At 71.8% G+C, this 17446-nt stretch carries 20 protein-coding genes; 16 read left to right on the top strand and 4 right to left on the bottom strand.

Features of this window, described 5'->3' with window-relative positions:
• The first annotated feature begins 136 nt into the window (after positions 1 to 136).
• The 6 genes from AC07B0_RS39315 to AC07B0_RS39290 all read left to right on the top strand — a co-directional run bounded on the left by AC07B0_RS39315 (position 137) and on the right by AC07B0_RS39290 (position 5365).
• On the top strand, positions 137 to 763 hold the full coding sequence (locus AC07B0_RS39315) for a ScbR family autoregulator-binding transcription factor (protein ID WP_478900471.1): 627 nt from the start codon (positions 137 to 139) through the stop codon (positions 761 to 763).
• Between the two features lie 239 nt (positions 764 to 1002).
• A complete protein-coding gene (locus AC07B0_RS39310; RefSeq protein ID WP_478900470.1) occupies positions 1003 to 1839 on the top strand; it encodes an AfsR/SARP family transcriptional regulator in 837 nt (278 codons plus the stop codon).
• A 74-nt stretch (positions 1840 to 1913) separates the two neighbouring features.
• Complete coding sequence (locus AC07B0_RS39305) at positions 1914 to 2645, top strand: ScbR family autoregulator-binding transcription factor (protein WP_356879405.1); 732 nt, start codon at positions 1914 to 1916, stop codon at positions 2643 to 2645.
• A gap of 109 nt (positions 2646 to 2754) precedes the next feature.
• Positions 2755 to 3576: an AfsR/SARP family transcriptional regulator gene (locus AC07B0_RS39300; RefSeq protein ID WP_356879407.1), complete on the top strand. Its 822-nt coding sequence runs from the start codon at positions 2755 to 2757 to the stop codon at positions 3574 to 3576.
• 43 nt (positions 3577 to 3619) lie between these two features.
• A complete protein-coding gene (locus AC07B0_RS39295) occupies positions 3620 to 4816 on the top strand; it encodes an epoxide hydrolase family protein (protein ID WP_478900469.1) in 1197 nt (398 codons plus the stop codon).
• Between the two features lie 42 nt (positions 4817 to 4858).
• Positions 4859 to 5365 (top strand): DinB family protein, encoded by a 507-nt coding sequence (locus AC07B0_RS39290; RefSeq protein ID WP_356879411.1) that lies wholly within the window; start codon positions 4859 to 4861, stop codon positions 5363 to 5365.
• Positions 5366 to 5417: 52 nt separating this feature from the next.
• On the opposite strand, the gene AC07B0_RS39285 is transcribed toward AC07B0_RS39290, so the two are convergent.
• The gene (locus AC07B0_RS39285) at positions 5418 to 5963 is read right to left on the bottom strand and encodes a flavoprotein (RefSeq protein WP_356879413.1); all 546 of its coding nucleotides are present in this window, start codon (positions 5961 to 5963) and stop codon (positions 5418 to 5420) included.
• A 171-nt stretch (positions 5964 to 6134) separates the two neighbouring features.
• Between AC07B0_RS39285 and AC07B0_RS39280 the strand changes: the two genes are divergently transcribed.
• The 3 genes from AC07B0_RS39280 to AC07B0_RS39270 all read left to right on the top strand — a co-directional run bounded on the left by AC07B0_RS39280 (position 6135) and on the right by AC07B0_RS39270 (position 8346).
• The gene (locus AC07B0_RS39280) at positions 6135 to 6356 is read left to right on the top strand and encodes a DUF4287 domain-containing protein (protein ID WP_356879415.1); all 222 of its coding nucleotides are present in this window, start codon (positions 6135 to 6137) and stop codon (positions 6354 to 6356) included.
• An 85-nt stretch (positions 6357 to 6441) separates the two neighbouring features.
• The gene (locus AC07B0_RS39275; RefSeq protein ID WP_478900468.1) at positions 6442 to 7326 is read left to right on the top strand and encodes an NAD(P)H-binding protein; all 885 of its coding nucleotides are present in this window, start codon (positions 6442 to 6444) and stop codon (positions 7324 to 7326) included.
• Between the two features lie 39 nt (positions 7327 to 7365).
• On the top strand, positions 7366 to 8346 hold the full coding sequence (locus AC07B0_RS39270) for an AraC family transcriptional regulator (protein WP_469383660.1): 981 nt from the start codon (positions 7366 to 7368) through the stop codon (positions 8344 to 8346).
• A gap of 30 nt (positions 8347 to 8376) precedes the next feature.
• Here AC07B0_RS39270 and AC07B0_RS39265 read toward each other — a convergent pair whose 3' ends face one another.
• Entirely contained in the window at positions 8377 to 8850 is a 474-nt protein-coding gene (locus AC07B0_RS39265) for a GNAT family N-acetyltransferase (RefSeq protein ID WP_356879419.1), read from the bottom strand.
• A 39-nt stretch (positions 8851 to 8889) separates the two neighbouring features.
• Between AC07B0_RS39265 and AC07B0_RS39260 the strand changes: the two genes are divergently transcribed.
• Positions 8890 to 9864, top strand: coding sequence for an NAD-dependent epimerase/dehydratase family protein (locus AC07B0_RS39260; protein ID WP_469383662.1), 975 nt, complete (start codon positions 8890 to 8892; stop codon positions 9862 to 9864).
• Between the two features lie 30 nt (positions 9865 to 9894).
• Here the strand turns inward: AC07B0_RS39260 and AC07B0_RS39255 are convergent, their stop codons facing one another.
• A complete protein-coding gene (locus AC07B0_RS39255; protein ID WP_356879423.1) occupies positions 9895 to 10878 on the bottom strand; it encodes a ScbA/BarX family gamma-butyrolactone biosynthesis protein in 984 nt (327 codons plus the stop codon).
• Between the two features lie 532 nt (positions 10879 to 11410).
• Here AC07B0_RS39255 and AC07B0_RS39250 point away from each other — a divergent pair.
• The 6 genes from AC07B0_RS39250 to AC07B0_RS39225 all read left to right on the top strand — a co-directional run bounded on the left by AC07B0_RS39250 (position 11411) and on the right by AC07B0_RS39225 (position 16598).
• Positions 11411 to 12073 carry a ScbR family autoregulator-binding transcription factor gene (locus AC07B0_RS39250; protein WP_478900465.1) on the top strand — a complete coding sequence of 221 codons (663 nt, stop codon included), beginning with the start codon at positions 11411 to 11413 and terminating at the stop codon, positions 12071 to 12073.
• 101 nt (positions 12074 to 12174) lie between these two features.
• Positions 12175 to 12834 carry a ScbR family autoregulator-binding transcription factor gene (locus tag AC07B0_RS39245; protein ID WP_356879427.1) on the top strand — a complete coding sequence of 220 codons (660 nt, stop codon included), beginning with the start codon at positions 12175 to 12177 and terminating at the stop codon, positions 12832 to 12834.
• 289 nt (positions 12835 to 13123) lie between these two features.
• Entirely contained in the window at positions 13124 to 13945 is an 822-nt protein-coding gene (locus tag AC07B0_RS39240; RefSeq protein ID WP_356879521.1) for an AfsR/SARP family transcriptional regulator, read from the top strand.
• 325 nt (positions 13946 to 14270) lie between these two features.
• On the top strand, positions 14271 to 15092 hold the full coding sequence (locus AC07B0_RS39235; RefSeq protein WP_356879429.1) for an AfsR/SARP family transcriptional regulator: 822 nt from the start codon (positions 14271 to 14273) through the stop codon (positions 15090 to 15092).
• 146 nt (positions 15093 to 15238) lie between these two features.
• The gene (locus AC07B0_RS39230; RefSeq protein ID WP_356879431.1) at positions 15239 to 15502 is read left to right on the top strand and encodes an actinorhodin polyketide synthase; all 264 of its coding nucleotides are present in this window, start codon (positions 15239 to 15241) and stop codon (positions 15500 to 15502) included.
• A 130-nt stretch (positions 15503 to 15632) separates the two neighbouring features.
• Positions 15633 to 16598 carry an SRPBCC family protein gene (locus AC07B0_RS39225; RefSeq protein ID WP_356879433.1) on the top strand — a complete coding sequence of 322 codons (966 nt, stop codon included), beginning with the start codon at positions 15633 to 15635 and terminating at the stop codon, positions 16596 to 16598.
• Positions 16599 to 16759: 161 nt separating this feature from the next.
• Here AC07B0_RS39225 and AC07B0_RS39220 read toward each other — a convergent pair whose 3' ends face one another.
• Positions 16760 to 17383 (bottom strand): ScbR family autoregulator-binding transcription factor, encoded by a 624-nt coding sequence (locus AC07B0_RS39220; protein ID WP_467300120.1) that lies wholly within the window; start codon positions 17381 to 17383, stop codon positions 16760 to 16762.
• Positions 17384 to 17446: the final 63 nt, after the last annotated feature.

The raw sequence follows: 17446 nt of genomic DNA, 5'->3' as shown, positions 1-17446 counted from the left end.
ACCGGTTGTGCGTTCAGGGGCTCCGGCGATAGTCCGGTCTGCCTCCGGCGGCGGCGCCGACTGTGGCCGCCTGGATCCAGAACCCCTGTTCCGGGGATGACCGCGAATGCGGCGAATGCGGTGTGTGGAGCCCCCAATGGTCAAGCAGGAGCGTGCGGCACGCACGCGGGAATCCCTGGTGCGCGCTGCCGCCGAGGTGTTCACCGAGGAGGGTTTCGCCACCGCCTCGATCGCCGGGATCAGCGGAAGGGCAGGGGTGACCTCGGGCGCCCTCCACTTCCACTTCAGCGGCAAGGACGAGCTCGCCTCCACGGTCGAGGGGCGCGCCGCCGCCGCGCTGCGGGTGATCATCCGCACGGCCGGGGAACCGGGCCGCTCCGGCAACCCGCTGACCGTACTGGTCGATTCGACGTACACGCTGATGGCGCTGCTCGCCGGGGACGTCGTCGTACGCGCCGGCTTCGCGCTGTCCGCCGACGTCACCCACCGCAGCCGGGTCGACCTGCGCGGCCAGTGGCGGGAATGGACCGGCGAGCTGATCGAGGCCGCCGGCCGGCGGGGGCTCCTCGCCGAGGGCGTCACCCCGCGGGACGTGACGCCGGCGGTGGTCGCCTCGCTCGTAGGGCTGGAGGTGCTGGGCACCGCCGACCCCGACTGGTTCACGGCCCCCACCCTCACCCGGGTCTGGTCCGTCCTCCTCCCCGGCATCGCCGGGAAGGAACACGGACCGGCAGACCGCCCAGACGAGCACGAAACAAACTGAACGGTTTGATTTAATCCCCCTCTTGGGTGTTAGATGGCCCTGCTGAGAGCCGGTCCGAGAGAGGGAGCGTCCCCCGCGGAACGCCTGCGTTTCGGTTAAAACCCCAGGTCAAGGTCACTTTTCGAGCGTAACCGGAGTGCCTTCACGGGGAAAACGGCGCAACCGGTTTTGTATTGACAAACCGCTGGGACTGTTTTCTACTGAATCTTGCGACTCATCCAAGGACAGGGGAGTACGACGTGGACATCGATGTACTGGGCGCACTGGCCGTGCGGGAGAACGGAATCTCCATCACGCCGACCGCCCCCAAGCCCCGGCAGGTCCTGGCCCTCCTGGCCCTCCATGCCGACCAGGTCGTGCCGGTCTCGGCGCTGATCGAGGAACTGTGGGGCGTCGAACCGCCGCGCAGCGCCCGCACCACCCTCCAGACGTACGTGCTCCAGCTGCGCGCGCTCATCGCGACCGCCCTGGAGGGCGGCGACGGCACGCGGACCGCGAAGGACGTACTGGTCACCCTGCCCGGCGGCTACCTGCTCAGCAGCGGCGGCGGGACCAGCGACGTGCGCGAGTTCGACCGCCTCGCCGGCATGGGATACCGGGCGATGGACGCGGGCGACGCGGCGGGCGCGGCGCGGCTGCTGCGCGAGGCCCTCGCCCTCTGGTCGGGGCCGGCCTTCGCCGACGTGCAGGGCGGGGTACAGCTCGACATGGAGACGCGCCGTCTCGACGAGACCCGGCTGTGCGCCCTCGACCAGCGGATCGAGGCCGACATGAAGCTGGGCCGCCACCGGGAGCTCCTCGCCGAGCTGACCGTCCTGGCGAGCCGCTACCGCACGCACGAGAACCTGCACGGGCAGTTCATGCTCGCCCTGCACCGCTCCGGCCGCCGCGGCGAGGCGCTGGACGTGTACAAGCGGCTGCGCGCCACGCTCGTACGGGACCTCGGCCTGGAGCCGTCGCCCGCGCTGCGCCGGCTGCAGCGGTCGATCCTGATGGCCGGCCCGGAGGGCATGGCGCCCGCCGTGCCCCTGGCCGCCGGGACGGGAGCGCGGTCGGAGCGGCTCGTGCGGGCCTGAGCCGGCGCCGGTGCCGACCGGAGCCGGGGTGGGGACAGGGCGTGGACGCAGCGGGGGCGGAAGGAGACGGAGCGGTGCAGGAGAGGTCGGAGCGGACCCGTAGGCGGTTGGTCTTCGCCGGGGCCGAGATGTTCCACCGCAACGGATACGCCAACGCGACGCTCGGCGAGATCGCGGGCGCGGCCGGGGTGACGAAGGGGGCGCTGTACTTCCACTTCGCCTCCAAGGACGAGCTCGCCGACGCCGTACAGCAGCGCGGGTGCGGGCTGTTGCACGAAGCGGTGCGCGGCCTGCGGGAGAGCGGAGCCTCCCCCTTGCAGGCGCTGATCGACACGACGCACTGGCTGGCGCGGATGCTGCACGAGGACCCGGCGATCCCGGCGAGCTTCCGCATCACGAAGGAATGCGCGGGACAGCACCTGACGGCCGTGGACTTCCACGGGGCCTGGCTGACCGCGGTCAGCGAACTGCTGCGGATGGCGCGGGACACCGGCGAACTGCCGGTGGACGAACCCCCCGCCGGCATCGGTACCGGCGCGGGCGACGGGGACGGGATGCCGGCCGTGGACCGCTGGGAGAGCGCCGAGGCACTGGTGGCCGCCGCGCTCTGCGGGATCGAGGTACTGGCCGGAACCGGGCTGTCGTACTGGGAACTCCAGCGGAAGGTGGCCGCCCTGTGGGGGCTGCTGCTGCCGAGCCTGGTGGGCGAAGAGCGGGTCGGGGAGTACCGGACGGGCGCAGTCGGCGCGCGCACCCGCGCGATCGGTGTGGAAAGGCGCTACGAGTTCCTGGGGACCGGGGCGTAGCCGCCACCGCGGCCGTCCGCGCGGAGCCGGGCAATGAGTGATTGTTTTCGCAGGTCAAGGTAAGTCGGAAGCGATCGAGGCGACTCGACGGAGTGCGGAGGGGGAGACCGTGAGGATTCAGGTTCTGGGTCCGTTGAGCGCCGAGGTCAACGGAGATTCGATCGTGCCGACGGCGGGCAAGCCGCGGCAGATCCTGGCCCTCCTGTCGCTGTATCCGGGGCGGGTGATGCCGGTGCCGACCCTCATGGAGGAGATCTGGGGCCAGAACCTGCCGCAGAGCGCGCTGACCACCCTGCAGACGTACGTGCTCCAGCTGCGCCGCAGGCTCGGCACCGCCATGGGGCCCGGCCGGCCCGGGGGTGCCAAGGAGGTGCTCACGACACGGCACGGCGGCTACCTGCTCCAGGTGCCGCCGGAATCCGTGGACGTGCACTCCTACGACACGCTGGTCGCGCGGGGACAGGCCGCCTTCGACGACGGCGACGACGAGGGCTCGGCGAAACTGCTGCGGGAGGCCCTCGCGCTGTGGCAGGGACCCGCGCTGGTCGACGTACGCGTGGGGCCGGTCCTGGAGATCGAGGTGCTGCGGCTGGAGGAGAGCCGCCTGGTCACGATGGAGCGGCGCATCGACGTCGACCTGAGGCTGGGCAGGCACACCGAGCTCCTCGCCGAGCTGACCGAGCTGACCGCGCGGCACCCGCAGCACGAGGGCATGCACTCGCAGATGATGGTGGCGCTGTACCGGTCCGGCCGGCAGGCGGCGGCCCTGGACGTGTTCCGCCGGCTGCGCCAGCGGCTCATCGGGGACCTGGGCGTCGAGCCGTCCCCGCAGTTGCAGCGGCTGCACCAGGCGATGCTCGCGGTGGACCCGGCGCTGGACGTCGCGGCGGGACCGAAGCGGGGCTCGACCTTCGACCTGTACGCGGCCTGACCCGGGCCCCGGGCCGCCGGGGCCAGGTGGCATCGTGGGGGGCATGGAAGATCTTGGCGGGGAACTGGTTCCGTTCCGGCTCGACGTGCCGCAGGAGGACCTCGACGACCTCGCGGCGCGGCTGCGGCGCGTGCGGTGGCCCGACGAACTCGACGGGGCCGGGCGGGACTACGGGATCCCGCTGGCCGAGGTCCGCGAGCTCGTACGGTACTGGCGCGAGGAGTACGACTGGCGGGCCGCCGAGGCACGGCTGAACGACTGGCCGCAGTTCACCACCGTCATCGACGGCACCCGGGTGCACTTCGCGCACCTGCGCTCCCCCGAACCGGACGCCACACCGCTGCTGATGACCCACGGCTGGCCCGGATCGTTCGTCGAGTTCCAACGGGTCGCGGGCCCGCTGACCGATCCGCGGGCGCACGGCGGGGACCCCGCCGACGCCTTCCACCTGGTGCTCCCCAGCATTCCCGGCTTCACCCTGTCCGGACCCACCACCGAGCGGGGCTGGGAGTTCAAACGGGTCGCCCGCGCCTTCGCCGTACTGATGGAACGGCTCGGCTACCCGGCGTACGGGGTCCAGGGCGGTGACTGGGGAGCCGCGATCTCGCGCGAACTCGGCCGCATCCGGCCCGAGCGGGTCATCGGCGTGCACCTCAACCTGATCCCCGGCGCCGGCGCCACCACCGAGCCCACCGAGGCGGAACTGGCCCCGCTGAGCCCCGCCGAACGGGACCGCACGCGGGCCTCCTGGGAGCGGTACCGCGTCTGGGCGCGGGAACGGCAGGGCTACGCCGACATCCAGGCGACCCGGCCGCAGACCCTCGCGTACGGGCTGAACGACTCCCCGGCCGGGCTGCTCGCCTGGATCGGCGAGAAGTTCGCCGAGTGGAGCGACCCGCGCTGCCCCCTCGACCGGGACCGCACGCTCACGAACGTGATGCTCTACTGGCTCACCGGGACGGCCGGTTCCGCCGCCCGCATCTACTACGAGCGGGCCCACGCGGACCACCACGGGAAGCCGCCCGAGGTGTCGGCCACCCCGACCGCGCTCGCGGACTTCCCCCGGGACAACTTCATCCCGCTGCGGCACGTCGCCGCGCGCACCGACTCGATCGTGCGCTGGACCTCCTACGACCGGGGCGGGCACTTCCCCGCCATGGAGGTGCCGGACCTGCTGGTGGACGACATCCGCGGCTTCTTCCGGGAGCTCGCCGCGTCCGGCCGGACGTCCGGCATGTGAAACTCCGCGAGGGGCCGCCCGTACGGGTGTGATCATCACCCGGTGAACGACGAACAGCGGACCCGGCCCGTACTGACCGGCGACGAACGCGAGACCCTCACCAGCGTCCTGCAGTGGCAGCGCGACACCCTGATGATGAAGTGCGCGGGACTGACCCCCGAGCAGCTGCGGCGCAAGGCCGTGCCCCCGTCGGAACTCAGCCTGCTCGGGCTGGTGCGCCACCTCGCGGAGGTCGAGCGCGGCTGGTTCCGCAACGTCGTGGGCGGCGAGGACGTACGCGGCTACTTCCCGCAGAACGAGGCCGGGGAGCGGACGGAGTTCCACGTCGAGGACGCGGACCCGCAGGAGTCCTTCAGGATCTGGGAGGACACCTGCGCGCGCTCCCGGGCCGTCGTGGCCGCGGCGGAATCCCTCGACGTGCAGGGCCGGTACGAGGACCAGGGGTACTCCCTGCACTACGTGCTGGCGCACATGATCGAGGAGTACGCCCGGCACAACGGGCACGCCGACCTGCTGCGCGAGGCGATCGACGGGACCACCGGCGAGTAGCCGCCGGCGGGCGGGCCGCCCCTCAGAACCGGGGGCCCGGGCGGTGGGCCCGTCAGGCCGGGGCGGTGCCGGTGCGGTCCACGGCGTCCAGCGCCACCTGCCAGGGGAAGTGCGGCGGGGCGTCCGGTCCGGCCGGGCCGGGCACGAACCCGCCCTCACCGTAGAGGAGTTCGGCGCCCGCGCCGCGCAGCACCGCCAGCGACTGCTCGAACTGGGGATGCGCGGCGAGCGCGGCGTTCGTACAGGGCATGGCGACCACCGGGGTGCCCTTGCCGAGGGCCTCGGCGGCGACGCCGACGACGAAACGGTCGGTGAGGCCGAGGGCCCAGGCGTTGACGGAGTTGAAGGTGGCGGGCGCGAACAGCAGGGCGTCCGCGGCCGGCCACACGTCCGGCTCCCCGGGCATCTTGTACTGCCAGCGCACCGGATTGCCGGTCAGCGCGGCGAGACCGTCGAGGCTCCCGGACACCCACCGCGCCGCCGTCGGGGTCAGGCCCACGCACACGTCCCAGCCGCGCGACTGGGCGTCCTCGATCACGTGGGCCACGTCGAAGACGGGCGGGGCGGCGGAACAGAGCAGGTAGAGAGTCCTCGTCATACGGACATGTGATCACATTCCTTGTCCGCGGCCGCCCTTGAGGGGGCACCGGAGCAAGTTTCCGGAGCCGCGCGAAGTTTTCGCCGCGGCACCGATGAGTTCCGGGCGGAGGGCCGGTCATACATCCGAGAGCGGCGGACGAACCGCGCGCGCAGCGGAAGGAAACCGGACATGACCGAGCCTGTGAAGGGCCCCGCGAGCTACTTCCCCTCCATCGAGAAGAAGTACGGCCGTCCCGTCGAGGAGTGGAAGACGCTCATCCGCTCTTCGCCGCTGACCCGGCACATGGAGCTCGTCTCCTGGCTCAAGGCCGAGCACGGCATCGGGCACGGCCACGCCAACGCGCTGGTCGCCCACACCCTCGCGGAGGAGGGGCAGCACGCGGAGCGGTAGCGGCGTGCGGGGCGGTGGACGCACGCGTATGCGGGTGAGCTCCTCGGCCATGTTCCGTCTCGCGGAGCGGCGGTTGACTGAGGGCATGACGAAGAACGAGAACGAGACGACGAACGAGAACGAGACGACGAACGACCTGACTGCCGCTGACGCTTCCGTCGGAGGGCCGCTCACCCTCGTCATCGGGGGCAACGGCAAGACCGGCCGGCGGGTCGCGCAGAAGCTGTCCCTCCAGGGCCGGGCGGTCCGCATCGGGTCGCGCGGCGGCGCACCCGCCTTCGACTGGCACGAGCCCGCCACCTGGGGGCCGGCGCTGGAAGGCGTCGACCGGGTGTACGTCACCTACCACCCCGACCTCGCCTTCCCCGGGGCGGCCGAGCAGGTCGGCGCGTTCGCCGAGGTGGCCGTGGCCGCCGGAGCCGGCCGGCTGGTGCTGCTGTCCGGGCGGGGCGAGGAGGCCGCCGAGCACAGCGAACACCTGCTGAAGGCCTCCGGCGCGGACTGGACCGTGGTCCGCGCCAGCTGGTTCAACCAGAACTTCGACGAGAGCTTCTTCCTGGACGCCGTACGGGCCGGGGAGATCGCCCTGCCGACGGCCGACGCCGTCGAACCCTTCGTCGACGCCGACGACATCGCCGACGTGGTGGTGGCCGCGCTCACCGACGACCGGCACGTCGGCAGGACGTACGAGCTGTCCGGACCGCGCCTGCTCGGCTTCACCGACGTGGCCGCCGAACTGTCGCGGGCGACCGGCCGGGAGATCGCCTACGTCCCGGTGCCGGACGCCGAATACCGGGCGGTGCTGCGCGAGCACGGTCTGCCCGAGGACTTCGCCGACCTGTTCGCGCTGATCCTGGACGGGCGCAACGCGCACCTGGTCCACGGTGTCGAGGAGGTCCTGGGGCGCGCGCCGAAGGACTTCGCGGACTACGCCCGCGAGGCGGCCGCCACCGGCGTCTGGGACGTCTGAGCCGGTGAGGGCGGAGCGCGCGACGGGGAGGATGGGGGCATGGACACGCTGACCGGACTGCTCGACGGGCCCAAGGCCCGCGGCGCCTTCCTGCTGAAGTCCGTCTTCGACCCGCCCTGGTCGCTGCGGGTCGAGGACCGGGCCCCGCTGTCGGTGATGACACCGGTGCGGGGAGCGGCCTGGCTGCTGCCCGACGGGGGCGAGCCGGTCCTGGTCGGGCCGGGTGACGTGGCCGTCGTACGCGGACCCGTGCCGTACACCCTCGCGGACGCCCCGGACACTCCGGTGCTGGTCACCGTCGGCCTTGACCAGCGGTGCAGCACCGGGGACGGCGAGGACGTCACCGACAGCATGGCGCTGGGCGTGCGCACCTGGGGCGCACCGGCCGTCGGCCCCCGGTCGGTGGTGCTGCTGAGCGGTACCTACCAGGCGCCCAGCGAGATCGGACGGCGGCTGCTGGGCGCCCTGCCCACGGTGCTGGTACGCCCCGCGGGCACCGCGGACGCCACCTTGATCACGCTGCTGGCCTCGGAGGTGTCCCGGGACGAGCCGGGTCAGGAGATCGTCCTCGACCGGCTGCTCGACCTGCTGCTGATCGGGGTCCTGCGGGCCTGGCTCGCCGCCCCCGGAGCGGGGGCCCCGGCCTGGTACCGGGCCCAGGGCGACCCCGTCGTGGGGGTGGCGCTGCGGCTGCTGCACGAGAACCCCGCGCACGGCTGGACGGTCGCGGAACTCGCGCGCAAGGCCGGGGTGTCGCGGGCCTCGATGGCCCGCCGCTTCACCGGACTCGTCGGGGAGCCGCCGGTCGCCTACCTGACGGGCTGGCGCATCGCACTGGCCGCCGACCTGCTGCGCGAGCCGGACGCCACGGTCGCGACGGTGGCCCGCCGGGTCGGCTACGGCAGCCCCTTCGCGCTGTCGGCGGCCTTCAAGCGGGTACGGGGGGTCAGCCCGCAGGAGTTCCGGGCGGGGGCGGCTCCGGTCACGGCGGCACCGGGGCGCACCGTGGTGCTCCCCTGAGGAGTGCCGTCCGCCCGTGTCCTCTGGCGGTCAGACGAGGGGGAGGACGCCCACCGTCTGGTCGCCGCTGAGCTCGCCCGTCACCTGGAAGCCCAGCCCCAGGTAGAAGGGCTCGGGGGTGCCTTCGGCACCGCTCCAGCAGACGTAGGCCTCGGCCGCGCCGCGGTCACGGAGCTCCCGCAGGACGGCCCGCACCGCGAACCGGCCGTAGCCCTTGCCCTGGTGGCCGGCGGCGACGTTCAGCCGCCAGATGCCGGAGCGCCGTTCGTCCGGGTCCTTCGCGGGGTTCCACACGATGTCGACGAAGGCCATGACGAAGCCGACCACCTCGTCGCCGTCCACGACGGCCCGCGGCCAGGCCACCGGTCCGTGGACGTAGGCCTCCGCCAGCGATTTCACGACGGGGGAGACGAGGTGCTCCTGGGCCGGGGCGACGCGTACCGCGCACACCGCTTCGAAGTTCTCCTCGGTGACGGGCACCAGACGGAGTGATGAGCTGATCATGTTCTCAGCGTACGGTCCGGCGCGGGCCGCCATAAACTGGTGACCTGGCACCACGGCACCGGCGGAAGGCAGCAGTTGACACCCGAGCGGATCCTCGTGACGGGCGGCGCCGGCTTCGTCGGCTCCCACGTGAGCGCCCTGCTGTCGGCGGGCGACGGGCCCGCGCTGCGGCTGCTCACCCATCACCGGCACGCACCGGCCGGCGCGGACGCAGCCGAGGTCGTGACCGGCGACCTCACCGATCCGGCCTCGCTGCGCGGGATCTGCGAGGGCGTCACCACCGTCCTGCACCTGGCCGCCCGCATCGGCGGCACCGAGGAGGAGTGCCGGGCGGTCAACGCCGAAGGGACCCGCGCGCTGCTGGCGGAAGCCGCGCGGGCCGGCGTACGGCGCTTCGTGCAACTGGGCACCGCCGCCGTGTACCGGGACGTTCCGCACCGGGGCGAGGCCGAGGGGGAGCTGGAGGAACGGCCCTCCTCCGCGACCAGCGTCACGCGGCTGGAGGGCGAGCGGATGGTCCTCGCGGCGGGCGGAACGGTGCTGCGTCCGCACCTCGTCTACGGTCGTGGCGACATCTGGCTTGTTCCCGCACTGGTGCAGCTGATGGGAAGGCTGCCGAACTGGGTGGACGGCGGCCGTGCGCGGATCTCGATGATCTCCGTGGACGCGCTCGCGGGAGCCGTCGCGCACCTGGCCCGGCTGCCCGAAGTGCCCGGTGGGCAGGTGCTGCACGCGAGTCATCCGGAGCCCGTGACCTCCCGGGAGCTGATCACCACCGTCGGGCGGGCGCTCGGAATGCCCCTGCCGGAGGGCGACATCACCCTCGACGAGGCGCTGGAGCGGATGGGGGCGGCCGGCGATCCGGCCACCCGGCGCAGGCTCTCCCTGCTGACCACCGACCACTGGTACGACAGCGGGGCGCTGTGGAAGCTGGTCGGTGCCGGACCCGGGCCGCGGCTTCCGGACGGGTTCGAGGCGTACGCCCCCTGGTACAGGGAGCGGCTGGGGCTCTGACCGGTCCGTGGGGGGCGGGGCCGCGGGGGTTCAGACGGTTCCGGTGACGGTGGCCTCGAAGGTCTTCACCTCGCCCTGGTACCCGGTGACCTGGACCACGCGGACGGCGGGGTCCGTCGAGTGGGCGAGCTCGGTCTCGATCCAGCAGGGGAGTTCGAGCTCGGCGTAGTTGTGGAAGAAGGTGTCGATGCCGGTCGGCTTGAAGGGTTCACCTTCCAGGACACCGCAGGACGCCTGGCGGGCGGCCTCGATCAGGACCATGCCCGGGTGGTGGTCGTTGGGGTGCTCGAAGAGGACCGGGTGCCCGAAGTTGGGGCTGAGCAGCCAGCGGCCCGGCCGGTCGCCGGCGGAGAGGACCACGTCGGACGGGAAGACCCGGCCGGCCAGCTCGGCGGGGACCGGGGCCGGGCGCGGGTCCGAGCGGAGCGCCGCGGAGGACGCGGTCGCGTAGTCCCCGCGCAATCTGCGGTAGACCGCCGGGGACACGCAGCTGAAGAGCCCCGTACCGGTGGCGGCGATCCGGTCTCCCCTCCGGATCGTCACCTCGATGAAGCCCGAGAAGCGGTTGCCCTGCCAGGCGAAGTCCCGGCAGACCACGATCATTTCGAGATCACTGGGGCTGGCGCCTATGAGCATTTCGGCGGGCTCGGTCTTGAAACCGAGGCTCCAGACCAGTGCGTTGTGGGTGAGGGGCACGCCGTACTCGGCGTGGGCCAGCAGGAGGGCCGACTGGCGGATGGTCTCCGCGGCCTGCACCGGGTCGTGGCTGAGACCGTCCGCACTCGTGAAGAAGGTGTGGGCCCGGGGCCACTGGGCGCTCACCCGGAAGACGTCGTCGCCGATGCGCTCGTAACCCGTCAGGAACACCTCGGCGACCGCGCTCCGGTGGACGTACTCGCGGGGAACGGTGCTGGTGAGCGGCTGGGTGTCGTTACAGCGCGTCGTCCACTGACCGCCCGCCGTGCGCGGGGTAGCCGGTGCGGTGATGTTGTTCTCGAACGTGAGCAGGGTCATGGACCTCTCCGCAGAGCCGAGGTGACGGATGAAACGAGCACTCTGAAGACGTAAGATACGTACTCTCCGGTTTTATTTGCAAGGAAATACGGCGTTCCACTTATCGAACGCGCCCCCGTCGAACCCAGGCGGGGACGGCGGCCCGCATGCCACGCCCGCACTTCGGCCGCAGGCCGCACAGGGGTAACTGCGGGGTAGGAGGCCTATCAGAGGGGTGGTCGAGAGGGGGGTAAATCAAGCCATGTGGGCCAGATAAAGAACCGACCGGGCGGTTGTTTCACAGGGTGACTGCGAGTCATCTTCGAGCGGGCACCCGGCGCCGGTGGGCCTTCATGATCAACAAACCCGTCACCGCGCGTGTCCTTCAGGGGGAGTGGAGGGTGGCTCGCGCGCGTGTAGGCGTTATGGTTTGCGGGTTGATAAAATACGGACCTTCTGGTTGGTTTCAATGGGGGGAGGGGGTCCTCTAGGGGATCCGTCCGTAGTTCACCCACTGTGTATCGGAGGCATCGTGGCACGTCAGGAGCGTGCAGTGCGCACGCGTCGTGTGATCTTGGAAGCGGCAGCGGCAGTCTTCGACGAACGGGGCTTCGAGGCCGCGACCATCGCGGACATCCTCGCCAAGGCCGGGGTCACCAAGGGCGCGCTCTACTTTCACTTCGCCTCGAAGCAGGACCTGGCACGCGGCATCCTCGACGAGCAGTTCACCGAGGGGACCGTCCCGCCGCGCGAGGTCAAGCTCCAGGAACTCTTCGACCTCGGCATGGTGCTCGCATACCGGGTGCGCCACAACCCCCTGCTCAGCGCGGGTACCAGACTGTCCCTCGGGCCGGACATGCGCGAGATCTTCGGCGGCGGATCCGTGCCCGGCTGGATCCAGGTGACCGAGGACGTGATCCTCCAGGCCAAGGCGCAGGGGGAGCTGCTCCCCCACGTGAACACCGCCGAGGCGGCCTGGGCCCTGTCCGCCGGCTGGGCGGGGGTGCAGATCTACTCGCAGACCCTGACCGACCGCGCGGACATCGAGTACCGGGTCTCGGTCTTCTACCAGCACTTCTACCCGAGCGTCGCGGTGCCCGCCGTGCTGGCGCGGCTGGATCTGGGGCCCAACCGGGGTTCGCAGGTGGCGGCGGAGATCAGGCTGCTGGACGAGGCGGCCGCGGCCGCGTCGGTCGAGGAGCACGCCCACACCTGAGCCGGGCTCGAGGAGGACTCAGATCCGCTTCGACGATCGGCACAGAACATGGGCGGACGTCCAGCCCACGGCAAACCGCTAGGGCGGTTTGTGGAGTTCTCATGGTCAAGCAGGAACGTGCTGCCCGCACGCGTGAGGTCCTGGTCCGTGCCGCCGCCGAGGTGTTCGCCGAGGAGGGGTTCGTCACCGCCTCCATCGCGGCCATCAGCAAGCGCGCCGGCGTCAGCGCCGGCGGGCTGCACTTCCACTTCGGGAGCAAGACCGCGCTGGCGGAAGCCGTGGCGCACCGCGCCTCCGCGACCCTGCGCACGATCACGGTGTCCCGGAGCTCCGGCGGCAACGCCCTCCAGGCGCTCGTCGACTCCACGCACGAGCTCATGGAGCTGCTGGCCCGCGATCCCGTCGTCAGCGCGGGCTTCGGGCTCTGCGCGGGCACCGGGGCGGTCACCCTGACCGCCCGCGGCGGCGGAGCCGGATGGGACCTGCGCGTGCAGTGGCAGCGCTGGGTCGAGTCCATGTTCCGGGCCGCCCACGAGGAAGGCCGGCTGGCCGACGGGGTGTCCCCGCGGTCGGCGGCCGCCGCCGTCGTGGCGGCGATGGTCGGTTTCGGGGTCCTCGGAGCCGGCGAACCCCACCGCTTCGGACCCTCTTCCGTCACCCGGTACTGGCAGCTGGTGCTCCCGCGGATCGCCGCGCACGGCTCGCTCGGGGAGCTGCTCCCCGCCGGATCCGGCTCGGCCCGTACGTCCCACGCGACCTAGATCAATGCGACCGGATGGCCGGACCAGTCGGTTGGTTCTGGCGCCCCCATACCCCTCGGCGATCTTCCCGAGGGGTTTTTTTCTTGGATCTGAGGGCCCCTGAAAGCGGCTCCAGAGCCCCTTCTGAAGGCTGAATCCGCAGGTCAGAGCTTGTTTTGGTCGTTTTGCGTGACCACAGGCCGAGAGAAACGGCACAGCCGGTTTGGTATTGACAAACCGGCTCAGCTGTTTTTTGCTCATTCCAGCGAAAGTCAAGGGCTCATCCATGGACGAAGCAGGGGAGTACGGCGTGGACATCGATGTACTGGGCGCACTGGCCGTGCGGGAGAACGGGGTCTCCATCACGCCGACCGCAGCCAAGCCCCGGCAGGTGCTGGCACTGCTCGCCCTCCACGCGGACCAGGTCGTGCCGGTCTCGGCGCTGATCGAGGAACTGTGGGGCGCCGAGCCGCCGCGCAGCGCCCGCACCACCCTGCAGACGTACGTGCTCCAGCTGCGGGCCCTGATCGCGACGGCGCTCAAGGACACCGACGGCAGCCGGACGCCCAAGGACGTGCTCGTCACCCTGCCCGGCGGCTACATGCTGAACAGCGCCGGCGGGACCAGCGATGTCCGTGAATTCGACCGGCTGGCCGGATTGGGCTACCGGGCGATGGACGCGGGCGACGCGGCGGGCGCGGCGCGGCTGCTGCGCGAGGCCCTCGCCCTGTGGTCGGGGCCGGCCTTCGCCGACGTGCAGGGCGGGGTGCAGCTCGACATGGAGACGCGCCGCCTGGAAGAGACCCGGCTGTGCGCCCTCGACCAGCGCATCGAAGCCGATCTCAAGCTCGGCCGGCACCGGGAGCTCCTCGCGGAGCTGACGGTCCTGGCGAGCCGCTACCGCATCCACGAGAACCTGCACGGGCAGTTCATGCTCGCCCTGCACCGCTCCGGCCGCCGCGGCGAGGCGCTCAGCGTCTACCAGCGGCTGCGCGCCACGCTCGTGCGCGAGCTCGGCATCGAGCCGTCCTCCGCCCTGCGCAGCCTCCAGCGGTCGATCCTGATGACCGGCCCGGAAAACCCGGCGGCGACCCCGGCGGCCGCCCGAAAGCGGCTCGCCCAGGTCGGCTGATCCAGTAATCGAAGATCGCAGTCCGCTTAATTGCCGCGGCGGTGTGCCGGACTGCTTCGAAGGTGTGGTGAAAAATCCTTCAAAGGAATTTTCGAGGCGTGAACCGGAAGGGTGTGACCCAGGCTCTCACGCCTGTGATTCCGGGGGTTTGAATCTTAACCGGAATCATGTGGGTGGAATCCGTCAAATGTTCGCGTGCTGCGGAGTTCTGCTCGACGTCGGCTTGAGATCTCGGTGATGAGGCCCCGTGCTGACTTATCGTCATCCGGTCGAATGCTGAAAACCGAGAGTATGTCGACGAAATACGGAGGGGAGACGGGAGACCGTGAAGATTCAGGTTCTGGGTCCGTTGAGTGCCGAGGTCAACGGGGCATCGATCGTTCCCACGGCAGGCAAGCCGCGTCAGATCCTGGCGCTTCTCGCGCTCTACCCGGGCCGGGTGATGCCCGTGCCGACCCTGATGGAGGAGATCTGGGGGACCAAGCTCCCGGAGAGCGCCCTGACCACCCTGCAGACGTACATCCTCCAGCTGCGCCGCCGGCTGGGGACCGCGATGGGGCCGGGCGCCCCGGGCACGGCCAAGGACGTGCTCGCCACCCGGCACGGCGGGTACCTGCTCCAGATCCCGCCGGAGTCCGTGGACGTGCACGCCTACGACGCCCTCGTCGCCGGCGGCCAGCAGGCCTTCGACGACGGTGACGACGAGCGCGCGGCGGACCTGCTGCGCAAGGCGCTGGGCCTGTGGCAGGGGCCCGCGCTGGTGGACGTGCGCGTGGGACCGATCCTGGAGATCGAGGTGCTGCGGCTGGCGGAGAGCCGCCTCGTGACGACCGAGCGGCGCATCGACGTAGACCTGAGGCTCGGCCGGCACACCGAGCTCCTCGCCGAGCTCACCGAGCTCATGGCCAGGAACCCGCAGCACGAGGGCCTGCACTCGCAGGCGATGGTCGCCCTGTACCGCTCGGGCCGGCAGGCGACCGCGCTGGACGTGTACCGCAGGCTCAGGGCCCGGCTGATCGGCGAACTGGGAGTCGAGCCCTCGCAGCAACTGCAGCGCCTGCACCAGGCGATGCTGCGGGTGGACCCGGCACTGGACGTGGTGGCCGGACCCCGCCGCAGCTCCACCTTCGACCTGTACGCGGCCTGAGGCCGCACTCCGTGACGGCGGGGCGGCCGACGGGCGCGCTCCAGCGGGACTGGGCCCGGAGCCCAGTGACTCTCCACCGTGCCGGGCCAGGCTCGCGGCGAGCCGGTCTGCGCCCGAGCGCCGGCGGACGAGGAGAAAGGCAAGCCATGGACCGGCTGGAACTCACCGACCTGACTCGCATCCTGCGGGCCTGGGGAGGCGAGGACGAGTGCGTCGAGCTGAGCGAGGAAGTCCAGGACATGTACTGGGAGGAGCTCGGCTACGACAGCCTGTGCGTCCTGCAGACCATGGGCTCCGTCGAGCGGCGGTTCGACGTCCTCCTCGACGGGGAGCTCCTCGAACTGGCCGACACCCCGCGCCGTTTCCTCGCCGTGGTCAACGGCGTGCTGGGCAGCCGGGCGGGGGTCTGATCCACGGCGGCCGGCCCGACCGGCCGCCCGAGGCGCAGGATGCCGGGCCGTCGCGGAACTCCACCCGTGCTCCACGCGGATTCCAGCGGACCAGTACAGGCTCTGCGTCAAGCGTTGAGAGAGGTGTCTGATGTCTGTCGAGCGAGCACACCGGATGTCACACGCGGTCGACGCGGCCGCGCCGGCCGCAGTCCTGTACGCGCTGGTGGCCGACACCACGCAGTGGCCGCTGCTCCTGCCGGACAGCATCCACGTGGAGCGTCTCGACTTCGACGGGACCACGGACCGGTACTACCAGTGGGCCTTCGTCGACGGGACCCCGCAGCCGTCGCTGTGGCGGCGGACCCTGGACGCGCGGCGCCTGCGCGTCGACTTCCGCGAGGAACGGTCCGCGTCCCCCGTCACCACGACGGGCGGCAGCTGGAGCGTGGAGGAACTGGCCCCCGGCTGGTCCCGGCTGACGCTGGAGCAGGACGTCACCGTCACCGCGGAGCGGGCGGCCGACGCCGAGCGGATCCTCGCGTCCGCGCGGGCCGGTGCCCGCACCGCGCTCGACCGGCTGCGGACCGCGGCGGAGGGCTGGGGGCGCCTCGACGGGGCGGCGCTGTCCTTCGAGGAGTCCGTACGCGTCCAGGGGCCGGCCGAGCCGGTCTACGAGTTCCTCTACGGGGCGGCCTCCTGGCCCGGGCGGGTTCCGCACGTCGTGCGCGCAGAGGTGACCGAGGACAGCCCCGGCGTCCAGCACACCACCCTGGTCAACCTGGCCGGTGACGGCTCCGCCTACACCACCGAGGCCGTACGGGTGTGCTTCCCCGCGGCCGGCCGGATCGTCTTCAAGCAGCTGCGGCCGCACGCCCTGCTGAGCGCGCACACCGGCGAGTGGTCGGTGGAGCCGGACGCGACGGGCGTCACCGTGGTCGCCCGGCACGACGTCCTGCTGAACGAGCGGACGGTGGAACGGGTCCTCGGCCCCGACGCCGACCTGGCCCGGGCGCGCCGGTTCGTCCGCGAGGCGCTCGGCGCCGAGAGCAGGGCCACCCTCGGGCCGGCCCAGCAGCACGCGCGGGAATCCGTACGGAGCCTGCGCTCGGTGTGAGGGGCGGGCCCGGCGGCCCCGGCGCGACGGGACGACCGCCCCGGCGCCGGGGCCGCCGGGCGCGTGGGGCGGGGGCGGGGCGGCGGTCCGGGTCCGGCCGTGGCCGACCCGGGTGGAGCCGGACCGGAGCCGTACTGGACCCGAGCCGGACCGGAGCGGGTCTACCGCGTCCGGCCGGCGGATCCCGGGGTGTCGCGGGCGGGCAGGACGGCGGGGCCGGCCAGACACGGCATGACCACCCGCCAGAAGTCGGCCAGGGTCCGGCGGGAGAGCCACTGCGGGTCGTCCCGGCCCAGGACCGCGAAGCCGTAGGTGGCCGCCACCACCGTGGACACGACGCCCCGGTCCGACAGGCCGGCGGCCAGCGCGCCTTCCGCGCGGGCTTCGGTGAGCAGCCGGCGGACGTACGCGTGCCACTCGCCGAGGAGGGCGGAAGCCGACACGTACGCGGGTTCCCGGGCGAGCTGGAGGCCGGTCCGCGCCACCACGTCGTACAGGAGGACCCGGGCCAGCGCCTGCGTGCTGTCGGCCAGCGCCTGGAGGGCCGAGGTCCGCTCCGCGTACACCTCGCGGGCGACGGCGCGCAGGGCGCGGGCGGCGGCGGCCTCGACGGCCGCGCCGACCGCCGCCTTGTTCTCGAAGTGGAAGTGGAGCGCGCCCGGGCTGACCCCCGCTCCGGCGCTGATCATGCTCAGTGTCGCGTCCGCGTAGCCGCGCTGCCCGAACACCGCCGCCGCTGATTCGACCAGTGCCCGGCGGGTTCGGACGGCGCGTTCTTGTTTCATCACGCATTGCTCCTGTATCAGTTTCCTATCGATATTAAACCGTCCCGTTGGTATTGGATAGCG

The sequence above is a fragment of the Streptomyces sp. NPDC044704 genome, assembly GCF_056433525.1.
This window is presented reverse-complemented; position numbering and strand designations above follow the sequence as displayed.

Bases quoted from the DNA above. Each gene is read 5' to 3' on its own strand.
- AC07B0_RS39315 (WP_478900471.1), top strand. From the start codon at position 137: ATGGTCAAGCAGGAGCGTGCGGCACGCACGCGGGAATCCCTGGTGCGC.
- AC07B0_RS39295 (WP_478900469.1), top strand. From the start codon at position 3,620: ATGGAAGATCTTGGCGGGGAACTGGTTCCGTTCCGGCTCGACGTGCCG.
- AC07B0_RS39285 (WP_356879413.1), bottom strand. From the start codon at position 5,963: ATGACGAGGACTCTCTACCTGCTCTGTTCCGCCGCCCCGCCCGTCTTC.
- AC07B0_RS39280 (WP_356879415.1), top strand. From the start codon at position 6,135: ATGACCGAGCCTGTGAAGGGCCCCGCGAGCTACTTCCCCTCCATCGAG.
- AC07B0_RS39275 (WP_478900468.1), top strand. From the start codon at position 6,442: ATGACGAAGAACGAGAACGAGACGACGAACGAGAACGAGACGACGAAC.
- AC07B0_RS39270 (WP_469383660.1), top strand. From the start codon at position 7,366: ATGGACACGCTGACCGGACTGCTCGACGGGCCCAAGGCCCGCGGCGCC.
- AC07B0_RS39265 (WP_356879419.1), bottom strand. From the start codon at position 8,850: ATGATCAGCTCATCACTCCGTCTGGTGCCCGTCACCGAGGAGAACTTC.
- AC07B0_RS39255 (WP_356879423.1), bottom strand. From the start codon at position 10,878: ATGACCCTGCTCACGTTCGAGAACAACATCACCGCACCGGCTACCCCG.
- AC07B0_RS39245 (WP_356879427.1), top strand. From the start codon at position 12,175: ATGGTCAAGCAGGAACGTGCTGCCCGCACGCGTGAGGTCCTGGTCCGT.
- AC07B0_RS39230 (WP_356879431.1), top strand. From the start codon at position 15,239: ATGGACCGGCTGGAACTCACCGACCTGACTCGCATCCTGCGGGCCTGG.
- AC07B0_RS39225 (WP_356879433.1), top strand. From the start codon at position 15,633: ATGTCTGTCGAGCGAGCACACCGGATGTCACACGCGGTCGACGCGGCC.
- AC07B0_RS39220 (WP_467300120.1), bottom strand. From the start codon at position 17,383: ATGAAACAAGAACGCGCCGTCCGAACCCGCCGGGCACTGGTCGAATCA.